The 12668-nt window shown below is 72.1% G+C and carries 12 protein-coding genes; 6 read left to right on the top strand and 6 right to left on the bottom strand.

Going from position 1 to position 12668, the window contains the following annotated elements; all coding sequences use genetic code 11:
- Positions 1–92: 92 nt before the first annotated feature.
- Complete coding sequence (locus OG408_RS08670) at positions 93–1199, bottom strand: DUF5925 domain-containing protein (RefSeq protein WP_285568321.1); 1107 nt, start codon at positions 1197–1199, stop codon at positions 93–95.
- Between the two features lie 187 nt (positions 1200–1386).
- Between OG408_RS08670 and OG408_RS08665 the strand changes: the two genes are divergently transcribed.
- The 3 genes from OG408_RS08665 (at position 1387) to OG408_RS08655 (ending at position 3443) form a co-directional block, all read left to right on the top strand.
- Positions 1387–2196, top strand: coding sequence for an SGNH/GDSL hydrolase family protein (locus OG408_RS08665; protein ID WP_266777053.1), 810 nt, complete (start codon positions 1387–1389; stop codon positions 2194–2196).
- A 196-nt stretch (positions 2197–2392) separates the two neighbouring features.
- Positions 2393–2656 (top strand): hypothetical protein, encoded by a 264-nt coding sequence (locus OG408_RS08660; protein WP_266777052.1) that lies wholly within the window; start codon positions 2393–2395, stop codon positions 2654–2656.
- A 178-nt stretch (positions 2657–2834) separates the two neighbouring features.
- A complete protein-coding gene (locus OG408_RS08655) occupies positions 2835–3443 on the top strand; it encodes a TetR/AcrR family transcriptional regulator (RefSeq protein WP_266777051.1) in 609 nt (202 codons plus the stop codon).
- A 54-nt stretch (positions 3444–3497) separates the two neighbouring features.
- On the opposite strand, the gene OG408_RS08650 is transcribed toward OG408_RS08655, so the two are convergent.
- Together OG408_RS08650 and OG408_RS08645 are read right to left on the bottom strand one after the other, a co-directional pair.
- Positions 3498–4250 (bottom strand): ABC transporter permease, encoded by a 753-nt coding sequence (locus OG408_RS08650; RefSeq protein ID WP_266786035.1) that lies wholly within the window; start codon positions 4248–4250, stop codon positions 3498–3500.
- 80 nt (positions 4251–4330) lie between these two features.
- Entirely contained in the window at positions 4331–5293 is a 963-nt protein-coding gene (locus OG408_RS08645; RefSeq protein WP_266777050.1) for an ATP-binding cassette domain-containing protein, read from the bottom strand.
- Positions 5294–5356: 63 nt separating this feature from the next.
- Here OG408_RS08645 and OG408_RS08640 point away from each other — a divergent pair, with 63 nt between their 5' ends.
- The gene (locus OG408_RS08640; protein WP_266777049.1) at positions 5357–6067 is read left to right on the top strand and encodes a TetR/AcrR family transcriptional regulator; all 711 of its coding nucleotides are present in this window, start codon (positions 5357–5359) and stop codon (positions 6065–6067) included.
- Between the two features lie 29 nt (positions 6068–6096).
- On the opposite strand, the gene OG408_RS08635 is transcribed toward OG408_RS08640, so the two are convergent.
- The 3 genes from OG408_RS08635 to hmgA all read right to left on the bottom strand — a co-directional run bounded on the left by OG408_RS08635 (position 6097) and on the right by hmgA (position 9546).
- The gene (locus OG408_RS08635) at positions 6097–7320 is read right to left on the bottom strand and encodes a type ISP restriction/modification enzyme (RefSeq protein WP_326669208.1); all 1224 of its coding nucleotides are present in this window, start codon (positions 7318–7320) and stop codon (positions 6097–6099) included.
- Positions 7321–7389: 69 nt separating this feature from the next.
- Positions 7390–8190, bottom strand: coding sequence for a GntR family transcriptional regulator (locus tag OG408_RS08630; RefSeq protein ID WP_326669206.1), 801 nt, complete (start codon positions 8188–8190; stop codon positions 7390–7392).
- Between the two features lie 27 nt (positions 8191–8217).
- Positions 8218–9546 (bottom strand): homogentisate 1,2-dioxygenase, encoded by a 1329-nt coding sequence (hmgA, locus tag OG408_RS08625; protein WP_285568312.1) that lies wholly within the window; start codon positions 9544–9546, stop codon positions 8218–8220.
- 122 nt (positions 9547–9668) lie between these two features.
- Between hmgA and OG408_RS08620 the strand changes: the two genes are divergently transcribed.
- The gene (locus tag OG408_RS08620) at positions 9669–11753 is read left to right on the top strand and encodes a right-handed parallel beta-helix repeat-containing protein (RefSeq protein ID WP_326669204.1); all 2085 of its coding nucleotides are present in this window, start codon (positions 9669–9671) and stop codon (positions 11751–11753) included.
- 140 nt (positions 11754–11893) lie between these two features.
- A complete protein-coding gene (locus tag OG408_RS08615; RefSeq protein WP_326674497.1) occupies positions 11894–12664 on the top strand; it encodes a hypothetical protein in 771 nt (256 codons plus the stop codon).
- The last annotated feature ends 4 nt before the right edge of the window (positions 12665–12668 follow it).

The following is a 12668-nucleotide window of genomic DNA, read 5'->3' as shown; positions in this document are numbered from 1 at the left end:
GGGCGCGGACGCGGGTCTCAGAGGTACAGACCCCTCCGGGCCCGCCCACGGAGTCCCGGAGGTAGAAGACCCACCGGGCCCGCCCCCGGACCTCAGAGGTACAGGCCCGCGTCCGCGCCCGAGTCCTGCTTGGGGACCGAGGCGGGGCCCGTGCCGCGGCGCAGTGCGTACAGCTCGGCCAGGGTCGTTCCCTCGCGCGCCACGTCCCGGCCGAGGCCCTCCTCGGTGCCGAGCCAGGCCACGGACTCCTCGCGGGTCAGCGGTCCCACCTCGATCCGGGCCAGGCAGCGGCCGGGCCGGACGACCGCCGGGTGCAGCCGCTCCAGATCCTCGTTGGTGGTCACCCCGACCAGGACGTTGCGGCCCTGGCCCAGCAGCCCGTCCGTGAGGTTCAGGAGCCGGGACAGCGCCTGGCCCGCCGTGTGCTTGGCCTCGCCGCGGATCAGCTCGTCGCAGTCCTCCAGGAGCAGCAGCCGCCAGCGGCCCTTCGCGCTGCCGTCGTCCTCGCCGATCGCGATGTCCATCAGATAGCCGACGTCGTTGAAGAGCCGCTCGGGGTCCAGTACGCAGTCGACCTGGCACCAGTCCCGCCAGGACCGTGCCAGGGTTCGCAGGGCGGAGGTCTTGCCGGTGCCGGGCGGTCCGTGCAGCAGGAGCAGCCGGCCCGCGATGTCGTCCGGGGTGACCTTCATCAGCCGGCCCATCGCCTCGGCCACCGGCGCGGTGTAGTTGGACCGGACCTCGTCCCAGGTGCCGGCCGCGATCTGCCGGGTCGTGCGGTGCGGGCCGCGGCGCGGTGAGACGTACCAGAAGCCCATCGTCACGTTCTCGGGCTGCGGTTCCGGTTCGTCCTGGGCGCCGTCCGTGGCCGCTTCGAGGATCTTCAGGGCCAGTTCGGGAGTGGTCGCGGTGACCGTGACGTCGGCGCCGCGGTTCCACCGCGAGATGAGCAGGGTCCAGCCCTCGCCCTCGGCGAGCGTGGCGCTGCGGTCGTCGTCGCGGGCGGCGCGCAGGATCTTCGCGGCCGGGGGCAGCAGGGTGGCCCCGGTGCGGACCCGGTCGAGGGAGGAGCTGTGCGAGTACGGCTGCTCGCCCGTCGCGAAGCGGCCGAGGAACAGCGCGTCGACGACATCGGACGGGGAGTCGCTGTCGTCGACGGTGAGCCGGATCGGCAGAGCGGACTCGGGGTTGGCGGACATGCCGCCCATGATCCGGCACGGGGGCACCCCGCGCACCCAGGTTTCACCGAGCCGATATGACGTGCGCTCAGCGGCCCGCCGGGAAACGCTCATCCGATCGACTTGGCATGGACACTTCCGGAATGGCCTTCGCTGCTGCTACCACGGACATGGCAGAGATCCTGCCGGTCGATCCCAGGGAGGTTCCATGAAAATGTCCAGACTCGTGGCGTTCTCGTCCTCGCTCCTGCTCGGCGCAGTCATCGCCCTGACCGGGGCGGCCACCGCGAACGCCGCATCGTCCGTCCAAGCCGTCGACTACGTCGCGCTGGGCGACTCCTACTCCTCGGGGGTCGGCTCCGGCAGTTACATCGGCTCCAGCGGGGACTGCAAGCGCAGCACCCTCGCCTACCCCTCGCTCTGGGCGGCCGCCAACACGCCCGCCTCGTTCGCCTTCACCGCCTGCTCGGGCGCCCGTACCGGTGATGTGACGGCGAGCCAGCTCGGACCGCTCACCTCCTCGACCGACCTCGTCTCGATCTCCATCGGCGGCAACGACGCGGGATTCGCCGATGTCATGACGACCTGTGTCCTCCAGTCGGAGGCCACCTGCCTCGGCCGGATCGCCACCGCCCGCGGTTACGTGGACTCCACGCTGCCCGGCAAGCTCGACTCGGTGTACGACGCGATCAGGGCCAAGGCCCCGTCCGCCCATGTCGTCGTCCTCGGCTACCCGCGCTTCTACAAGATCGGCGGCAGCTGCGTCGTCGGTCTGAGCGACAAGGTGCGCACCGCCATCAACGGCGCATCCGACTACCTCAACGCCGCCACCGCCAAGCGCGCCGCCGACCACGGCTTCACCTTCGGTGATGTCGCCGGAAAGTTCACCGGGCACGAGATCTGCTCCGGAAGCGCCTGGCTGCACAGTCTCAACTGGCTGAACATCGGCGAGTCGTACCACCCCTTCGCTTCCGGCCAGTCCGGTGGCTATCTGCCCGTTCTCAACGCCCTCGACTGACCGGCGCGCATACCCCTTGAGCTGCCCGGAGGTTGACGAACTGTCCAACTCGCCCTGGAATCGGGCGGATTCGCAGACAGTTCGTCAACCTCCGTATGTGTGTGCTCAATCCTGCGCCCGGGATACACGCGTGTCGCCGCGGGGCGATAGGGTTAACCTGCCCGGGCCGGGTGCCCTCGTACGGGTGGGGAGTGACATGGAACAGATAACGGTGCGCAGCAGGGCGCGAGTGCCTGCCATTACATGCGGGAGCAGTGCGACGAGTTCGCGCCTCGACCGTCATCTCGCAGTGCTGGGCGGCCCCGCCGTCCCGCAGCGCGAGTCCGCTGAGGCGACGCTGCTGATGCGGGAGCTCACCTCGCGCGATGCCGCGCACACCCGCCGGAGCAAGAGCGCGCGGGTCTCGCTCTTCGCGCCGCTGCGGCGACTGCGACGCTCGCTCTTCGGCAGCCGCCGCTGAACCGACGACCCCGGTCCCGGCATCGCGCTGCTGCCCGCTCTTCCGTCATCCCCGGAGCCGGCAGTGGCGCGTCGCCATGTCCGCGTGCGGTGTGTGCCGGGGTCGTGTCCGCTTGCGTGTTTTCTGGTGGAGTGGGTGCCGAGGTAATTCGGTGCCGAAGTACTTCTACACTGTCCGCATGCCCGAGAAGCGAGCCGCGCGCCTGAGCCCCGACGAACGAAGGGCGCAATTGGTCGATATTGGCGTGGACATGCTCGCCGATCGCTCGCTGGACGAGCTCTCCACCGACGAGGTGGCGCGCCGCGCCGGGATATCCCGGGGGCTGCTCTTCCACTACTTCGACTCCAAGCGCGACTTCTACCGCTCCGTGGTGCAGCAGGAGTGCGACGACTTCGCCGCGGCCACGGAACCGGACCCCTCACTGGAGCCCGTTCCCTGGCTGCGGTCGTTCATCGCCGGTTTCGCGGCGTACGTGACGGAGCACCGCAGGGTCTATCTCGTCCTGGTCCGCGGTGCCGGCGGCAGTCATCCCGCCGTGGAGGACGTCGTCGAGTCCACGCGCAACACGCTGGCCCGGCGGGTGGAGGAGGGGCAGCGGCGGCTCGGGATGCCGGATTCGCCGCGGCTGCTCGTCGCCGCCCGGGCCTGGATGGCCTTCGCCGAGGAGGCGGTCACCAGCTGGCCGCTGGAGGAGCCCGACGCCCTGGTCGAGCTCGGTGCGTTCCTGGAGTCGAGCTTCATCTCCCTGCTGGGCGCCCTGGACCGGCCGGTCGCACTGACCGGCTGAGGCGTCCGTACGCCCCTGCCCGCACCGCCCGGCCGGATGCCGGTGCCGGCCGCGCTATGCGTCGCCGCGTGAGTAGCGGCGTACGGACAGGGGTACGGCGACCGCGAGCAGCGCCGCCGACCAGAGCAGCGTCCCGGCCACCGGATGGGCGACCGGCCAGGCGGCGTCGGCGGCCGGCGCGGCGTTGCCGAACAGGTCGCGGGCGGCCGCGGCGACGGCGCTGATCGGATTCCACTCCGCGAGCGTGCGCAGCCGGCCCGGCAGGTTGTCGGTCGGGATGTACGCGCTGGAGAGCAGCGGCAGGATGAACGTGGCCGCGCCCAGCTGCCCGGCGGCCTCCTCGTTCCGGATCAGGAGCCCCAGCCAGCAGCCGACCCACGACGTCGCGAACCGGAACAGCAGCAGCAGTCCGAACGCGCCCACCGCGGCGTCCGCGCCGCCCTCGATCCGCCAGCCCACGGCGAGTCCGACCAGGATCAGCGGGACCAGTCCGACGGCCGTGGTCAGCGCATCGGCCGCGGTCTGCCCGAACGGCACGGCGGACCGGCTCATCGGCAGTGTCCGCAGCCGGTCCATCACGCCCCGCTGACAGTCCTGCGCGGACTGGAACATCCCGGTCATGATGCCGTTCGCCGCCGTCGCCGCCAGCAGTCCCGGCACCAGGAAGGCGCGGTACTCCTGGCCGGGGACGGCCAGGGCGCTGCCGAAGACGTACCCGAAGAACAGCAGCATCGTGATCGGCATGGTCTGGGTCAGGATCAGGACGCCCGGAGCCGCCTTGATCCGCTGCAGGTGGCGGCCGAGCATGGCCAGGCCGTCCGCGACCGGAGTGCTCGTGCCCGGCGCGGGGTGCGCGGTCCGCAGTTCTGTGACGAGTGCGTCGGTGCTCATGCTGCCGTCTCCTCGGTCGGGGTGGTGCGGCCGGTCAGGCGGAGGAAGACCTCGTCGAGCGTGGGCGGGCGCAGGCTCGCGTCGATCACCGCCGCGCCCGCCGCGTCCAGTTCGCGGACGATCCGGGGGAGGGTGAGCGAGGGGTCCGTGGCGACCGCGCCCACCGTGCGGCGCTCGTGGTCGAGCACCGGCTCGGTGCCCGTCAGCCGGTCCAGTACGGCGGCTGCCGGTACGAGCGCCGAGGCGTGCGCGACGACGACCTCGGCGTAACTGCCGATCCTGGCCTTCAGCTCGGCGGGACTGCCGGTGTGGGCGGCCCGGCCGCTGTCGACGAGCACGATGTCGTCGGCCAGCCGGTCGGCCTCGTCCAGATACTGCGTGGTGAGCAGGACGGTGGTGCCGCGGCCCGCCAGCTCCCGTACCGCCGCCCAGATCTGGTTGCGGCTGTGCGGGTCGAGGCCGGTGGTCGGCTCGTCCAGGAAGAGCACCTGCGGGCGGGCCAGCAGGCTGGCGGCGAGATCCAGGCGGCGGCGCATCCCGCCCGAGTAGGTGCGGGCCGGCCGGTCGGCCGCGCCGGTCAGCTCGAAGCGTTCGAGGAGCTCGTCGGCCCGGCCGCGCGCCGCGTCGCCCCGGTACTTGAGCAGCTTGGCGAACAGCCGCAGGTTCTGCCGGCCGGAGAGCTCGCCGTCGACGGAGGCGCTCTGCCCCGTGACACCGATCGCGGCCCGCACGGCGGCGGCCTCGCGCACCAGGTCGTGGCCGGCGATCCGGGCGTTGCCGGCGTCGGGAGCGGTCAACGTGGTGAGGACGCGGACGGCGGTGGTCTTGCCGGCGCCGTTGGGCCCCAGGACTCCGCAGACGGTGCCTTCGGCGACGGCCAGGTCGAGACCGCGCAGCGCGTGGACGTCGCCGTAGCGCTTCTCCAGACCTTCACTAAGTACAGCGTACGTAGTTGTCATGTCGCAACGATAGCGCACTACGTACGGTGTACGTAACTACCATGGTGGTCGAGGTGATGATCAATGGTGGGGCGACCCGCTGTACCGGAAGTGATCTGGGCGCGCCCCGAGCGTGCGGGCCGGGGCCCCAAGCCCGCGTTCAGCCGTGCGGACATCGCGGCGGCCGCCGTGCGCATCGCGGACGCGGAGGGGCTCGACGCGGTGTCGATGCGGAAGGTGGCGGCCGAGCTCGGCTGCGGCACCATGTCGCTCTACAACTACGTGCCCCGCAAGGAGGACCTGTACGAGCTGATGCTCGACGCGGTCAGCGCCGGATACGACTACCCGGACCCGTCCGGTGACTGGCGCGCCGATCTTCTCGCCCTCGCCCACCAGGCCCGGGCCATGATGCACCGGCACACCTGGGTGCCCCGGCTGATGTCACCGGTGTACGGCTTCAGCCCGAACGTGCTGCGGTACCTGGAGTACGCGCTGAGCTGTCTGGACGGGGTCGACGTGCGGTTCGGCGAGAAGATGGAGCTCATCGCCATGGTCAACGGCGTGGTCACCACCTACACCGCCAACGAGATCGCGACGGCGGAGCGCAGCCGCTCGCTGCCCTGGTCCCAGGAGCAGGAGCAGGACGTCCGCACCCGGTATCTGATCAGCCAGATCATGACGGGGAAGTACCCGCGGATGGCGGCCGGTTTCGCCGAGGATCCGGGGCCGATCGACCTGGACGCCGTGTTCGACCGCGCGCTCGCCCGGGTGCTGGACGGGTTCGGCCGCCCGTAGGCGTGTTCCGAAAGTCCCGCCCACCCGGGTCACAGCAGGGCGAACTGGCCGTCCGGGCCCTCCTCCTGGTGGTCGAGCACGGAAGCGGGCCGCCGGGCCGGTGCCGCCACCGGCAGCACACCCGCCGCCCGCAGCTCGGGCATGCCGATCTCCGGACCGTCCGCCAGTTCGTCCTGCCGCGGCCGCAGTTCGGCGAGGAGGGCGAGCAGCGCGATCAGCTCCAGCAGCTCGGACGTCCACTCCTGCGGCCAGACGCGGGGGCGCACGGCCTCCAGGCCGCCCGCCCCGGACCCCGCCGCCCGGCGCTCGAACCAGAGCTCCAGCATCCGTACGCCGCCCACCCGGAAGTCCCACGCCCCGGCGGGCACCGGTGAGATGCGGCCCGAGCCGAGGCTCAGCACCTCCTCCTCGGCGTCGTACGACAGCTCCGAAGGGGCGGCCGGCACGGCGGCCCGCACATACGGGCGGCGCCCGCCGGGCAGCCGGGGCCGCTGCCGGCCGCGGGCCCCGCGCAACTGGAGCCGCAGCAGCTCCCGCCCCAGCTCCACCCCCGCCGACCAGCGCGCGGTGTCCGCGGGCAGCGGCACCACACAGCCGGCCGGGGAGCGGCGGGCCGCCGCGAGGATCCAGGCCAGCACGGACTCGGCCGTGACCGCGTCCCCGTGGCGGGCCCGCAGCAGGGCGAGCAGCCCCGGGGCCAGATTGGGTTCGGTGCCCCCGGGGCGCCGGTACAGCGGACGGATCCGGCCCGGCCGGCCCGCGGGGGAGTGCCCGTCGGGGAGCAGTGCCGTCACGGAGAGGACGGGGCCCGTGTCCTGCGGCACCCGGCCGTGTTCGAGGACGAAGAGCTGGTGGCCGTCGGCGACCCGCCACAGCTCGGGGCGGGCCACGTCGATCAGCCGGTGGTCGGGGAGCAGCCACTGCTCGTCGAACGGCCCGTGCAGGATGCGGACCGGCTCCGGGCACGGCCCCTGCTCCCGGGCGAACCGGCCGGTCCCCGTGGACGGGCCGAAACCGGGCAGCGCCGCCACCGGGGTCTGCGGGGTACGCGCACGGGTCGGCCCGAACAACTGGTCACGCTCGGGGCCCGCGGCCCGGACCAGCCGCTCCCAGCGGGCCCTGAGCGACGCCGCGTCCGGCGCGGTCACCCAGGGGCGCCCGGTCCTGAGCGGCCGTACCGACCAGGGCATGAGGTCGTCGAGGAGCGGGCCGCACGGGCCCTCGCCGGGGCCGGCCGCTGCCGGAGCTGCCACCGTGTCGTCCTCCCCGTCGCCACGTCCGCCGCCTTCCCCGGCATCGTAACGGCGTGGCCCCGGCCGGTGTCAGTGCGCCTCCAGCGTGACCGAGAAGGAGAAGCGGTCGCCCCGGTAGCGGATCTGCGCCACATCGACGACCCGGCCGCTCTCGTCGTAGGTCACGCCCGTGTAGTACAGGATCGGGCTGAGCAGCGGGACCTGGAGGAGGCCGGCGGTGACGGGGTCGGCGAGCCGGGCCTCGACCGTGTCGGTGATCCGGGCGATGGGGACTCCGACGCGGTCGCGCAGCACCTTGGTCATCGGCCAGCGCTCCAGGTCGGCCGGGTCGAGCCCGGCCGCGACCTGGGGGTGCAGCCAGTTCTGCGCCCAGTTGGTCGGCTCGCCGGACTCCTCGTCGCACCGCAGCCGCCGGTAGCCGGCCACCTCCGGGCAGTCGGGGAAGTACTCCGCGACCTCGCCCGGCACCGGCGACGGGCCGTGGTCGAGCACGGTGGTCCGCTCGCCCGACTGCTGGGCCACGATCGCGTCGACCGAACCCAGCAGCCGGACCGGCGAGACCCGGCGGGCGCGCGGCTCGATGAACGTGCCGCGCCGCCGGTGCCGGCTGATCAGCCCCTCGGCCTCCAGTTCCTTGAGCGCCTGGCGCATGGTGAGGACGCTGACGCCGTAGTGCGCGGCCAGCTGCTCCTCGGTCGGCAGCCGCAGGGTGGCGTCCGGGGTGCGGCCCAGTATCGAGGCCCGCAGCGACTGCGAGACCTGGTACCACAGCGGCAGCTTGCGGTTGAGGACCAGTGAGTCGGGCGCGAAGGCGGCCCCCTGGGGCACGGGGGGCTTCAGAGGGGGCTGCGGCACCTGGGTCACCTGCATTTCGTCGATGCTGCGGAACGGGGCCCGTTACGGCCGGAAGCTGCGGCTCAGACCCTGCCACACGTCGTCGTAGCCCTGCTGCAGATGGCCGGCCGTCGCGGCCTGCGCGGTCGCGGTGACGGGCCAGCGGGTCTCGAACATGAAGGCCAGACCGTCGTCGATCTTCTGCGGCTTCAGCTCCGCGCTGCTCGCCCGCTCGAAGGTCTCCCGGTCCGGACCGTGCGCCGACATCATGTTGTGCAGGGAACCGCCGCCGGGCACGAAGCCCCCCTTGCCGGCCGTCTTCGCGTCGTACGCGCCCTCGATCAGGCCCATGTACTCGCTCATCACGTTGCGGTGGAAGTACGGCGGCCGGAAGGTGTCCTCGCCCACCAGCCAGCGCGGTGCGAACACCACGAAGTCGACCCCGGCCAGACCGGGGGTGTCCGTGGGCGAGGTCAGCACCGTGAAGATCGACGGGTCCGGGTGGTCGTAGCTGACCGAGCCCATGACATTGAACCGGCGCAGGTCGTAGACGTACGGAGTGTGGTTGCCGTGCCAGGCGACCACATCGAGCGGCGAGTGGTCGTACGTCGCCGACCAGAGGTTGCCGCAGTACTTGTTGACCACCTCGACGGGGCGCTCCACGTCCTCGTAGGCGGCGACCGGGGCGAGGAAGTCCCGGGCGTTCGCCAGGCCGTTGGCGCCGATCGGGCCGAGGTCGGGGAGGACGAACGGCTGGCCGTAGTTCTCGCAGACGTATCCCCGGGCGGTGGCGTCGAGCAGCTCGACCCGGAAGCGGACACCGCGCGGGATCAGGGCGACATGGCCCGGTTCGGCGCGCAGCAGGCCCAGTTCGGTGCGCAGCAGCAGACCGCCGTGCTCGGGGACGATCAGGAGCTCGCCGTCACTGTCGCTGAACACCCGGTCGGTCATGGCGGCGTTGGCGGCGTAGAGGTGGACGGCCATTCCGCTGCGCTGCGCGGCGTCGCCGTTGCCGCCGAGTGTCCACAGGCCGGACAGGAAGTCGGTGCCGGGCGCGGGCTCCGGGAGCGGGTCCCAGCGCAGCCGGTTGGGATCGGCGACGGACTCGGTGAACGGGGCGGTGCGCAGGGTGCCGTTGCCGGTGCGGACGAACGGCGGGTGGGCCGCCGAGGGGCGGATCCGGTAGAGCCACGAGCGGCGGTTGTGGGCGCGCGGCTCGGTGAAGGCCGAACCGCTCAGCTGCTCGGCGTAGAGCCCCAGAGGCGCCCGCTGCGGTGAGTTGCGGCCGTGCGGCAGCGCTCCCGCGACCGCCTCCGAGCTGTGTTGATTACCGAATCCGGCGGAATGCTCAAGCCCTTCCGCCGTCTTCCTCGCCTGCTCGATGCCGCTCATGTGTGCTCCCGGTGCCGAAGAAATCCTATGGACAACCGTAGGAATCAGACCGGAAGGAGTCAACGGCATTCGTGCGGCACAGGGGGGTTCCAAAAGCTGAACAATGCTCTACTCTCCGCCACATGTCGTGGACACGAAGACTTCTGGTGGTCCTGGCGGCGCTCGCCGCCGCCCTTCTCGCGGCCCCGGCCGCCCAGGCGCACGAGGAGCGGCCGGTCACCCTGCCCGACGGCACCGGCAGCGTCCCCGTGCACCGCGCCGGCGAGCCCGACCTCCTGGTCTGCAAGAGCGACCGGGCCGACTTCGAGCGCCGGATATCCGGCTTCCCGGCCGCCCTGCGGACCCGGAACCTGACGCTCTTCGACCGATGTCAGGAGTCCGGCTACCGCCATCTCCAGCAGGCCGTCGACGCCGTCACCACGCCCGGGAAGAACATCGCGATCCTGCCGGGCCTGTACGAGGAGGAGCCCTCGCTCCCCTCGCCGAAGGGGGAGTGCGCCCGGCTGAAGGCCCCCAACTCCCAGCTCGGCTACCAGATCCTGAGCTACGAGCAGCAGGCCAAGTGCCCGCACAACCAGAACCTGGTGGCGATCCTCGGCAAGAAGGACCTCCAGATCGAGGGCACCGGCGCCGAGCGCACGGACGTCGTCATCGACGCCAAGTACCAGAAGCTCAACGCGATCCGCGCGGACGGCTCCGACGGCGTCTACTTCAAGAACTTCACCGCCCAGCGCACCACCTTCAACTCGCTGTACGTCCTGGCCCAGGACGGCTTCGTCATCGACGACGTCCTGACCCGCTGGAACGACGAGTACGGCTTCCTGACCTTCGCCAGCGACCACGGCCTGTACAAGAACTGCGAGTCGTACGGCAACGGCGACTCCGGCATCTACCCGGGCAGCGCCTCCGACATCAACGACGCCCACGGCTACGAGGTCCCGCGCTACTCCATCGAGATCACCGGCTGCCGCAGCCACCACAACATGGTCGGCTACTCCGGCACCGCGGGCGACTCCGTCTACGTCCACGACAACGAGTTCGACCACAACATGGGCGGCGCCTCGATGGACAGCGCCTTCCCCGGCCACCCCGGACTGCCGCAGAACCACGCCCGCTTCGAGCGCAACCTGATCCACGACAACAACGCCGACTACTACCCGTACGTCGCCGACGGCACCTGCGCCAAGCCGCCCGTCGAGCGCGGCTACGAGGACGGGGTGGTGTGCCCGCAGATCTCCATGCCGCCGGGCACCGGCATCATCACCGCGGGCGGCAACTGGAACCTCTACGAGAACAACTGGGTCTACGGACAGAAGCGCGCCGCCTTCTTCCTGAGCGCCGTCCCCGCGTTCATCCGCGGCGAGGACGCGCTCGGCAAGCAGACCGACACCTCGCACCACAACCGGTACGCGGACAACCACCTCGGCACCGACAAGGAAGGCAGATCACGCCCCAACGGCACCGACGTCTGGTGGGACGGCCAGGGCGAAGGCAACTGCTGGCAGTCGGACACGGGCGCGTCCACGCCGCGCTCGCTGCCCGCGTGCGGGTCCGGGCGCGGCGACGTCACGGGCAGCACCGACCGACTGGTGGGCGAACCCGTCAAACTCGCCCAGCTGCTGGTCTGCGCCGACTACAACGTGCAGGCGCGCCGGCTGCCGGCCGGCTGCGACTGGTACGGGGCGCGCGGCATCGAGCGCATCGAGGTGCAGGCGGCCCTCGGCATCGCGGTGGTGCTGGTGCTGGTCGGCGGGGTGCTTTGGTGGCGCAGGCTGCGTACGAGCCGGCTCGGCACGGCAGCCACGGTCCTCGGCCTCGTCGGCCTCGGGCTGGACGTGGCCGGATCGACCACGGGGCTCGCCGCCGGCTATGTGCCCGCGCTCGCGCTGCTGCTGACCGGGCTCTGGTGGACGGGCATCGGTCTGGTGCTGCGGCGGGAGCGGCCGGGGCTGGGCTGGACCACGGTGGTGCTGGGGGGTCTCACGCTGCTCGACGCCCTGGACAAGGGCGTGTTCATGATTCCGTGGATCCCGCTGAGCCCGGCCTGGATACGCGGGCTGCTCGGCCTGGTCTGGGTGGTGTGGGCCGTGGTGGCCGCCGCCCGCCACGGGGAGCGGGCGGAGCCGGGTGCGGAGCCGGACGGTGAGCGGGCGGGGACCGGCGGGGAGCCGGTTCCGGCCCCCGCACGGGAAGGGGAGCCTTCGTGAACCGGAACGTGAGCCGGCACCCCGGCTCCCATCTGAACGGGCAGCCGACCTGTCACCTGAACGGGAACCCGAGCTGCCCCCCGGCCGGCCACCCGCGCCACGCCTGGGCGTCGGTCCGGGCGCGCAGGTCCGTCGCCGCCCTGCTCGTCGCGGCCGCCCTCGTGCTCGGCGCGGGTGCCTGCGGCGGGCGGGCCACCACCCACCACAAACCCGGCACCAGCCACGAGCAGGCCACCGGCAGCAACGGCCGCATCCTCGCCGCGACCGACGGCTCCGGCCACCGGCTGCGCCAGGTCGACGCCGAGGGCGCGCCGGAGGTGGACGTCGCCGTACGGCCGGACTCGGAGGACGGCTGGAACGTCCACCTGACCGTACGCAACTTCCGGTTCACCCCGGACAGCGTCGGCGGCGCGGCCCTCCTCGGACGGGGCCACGCCCGGTTTTTCCTCGACGGCCACCCCCTCGCCCGCGTCTACGGCACCTGGTTCCACCTCCCGGAATCGCTCCTGCGCACCGCCGGGGGCGGCACCCGGCTCACCGCCCGCCTCTACGCCGACGACCACACCGCCTGGGCGGTCGGCTCCACCCCGGTCCAGGCCACCGTCACGCTCGGCGCGGCCACTTCGGCACCCGCCACCACCCCCGCGCCCGGCACCACCGTGGAGATCAGCGTCCGCGACGGCAGGGTCAGCCCCGCTCCCGGACGCACCGAGGTCAAGAAGGGGCGGACCGTGCGGCTGAAGGTCCGCAGCGACCGCGACGACACCCTGCACGTCCACGGCTACGACAAGGAGGCGCGGCTGCCCGCCGGGCGCACCGTCACGCTCACCTTCACCGCCGACCGCACCGGGCTCTTCGAGGTCGAGACGCACGAGTCCGACCTGCTCCTGACCCAGCTCGTCGTACGGTGACGGC

The sequence above is a fragment of the Streptomyces sp. NBC_01257 genome, assembly GCF_035917255.1.
GTDB lineage: Bacteria > Actinomycetota > Actinomycetes > Streptomycetales > Streptomycetaceae > Streptomyces.
Note: the sequence above shows the minus strand (reverse complement) of the source record. Positions and strands in the feature narration are given on the sequence as shown.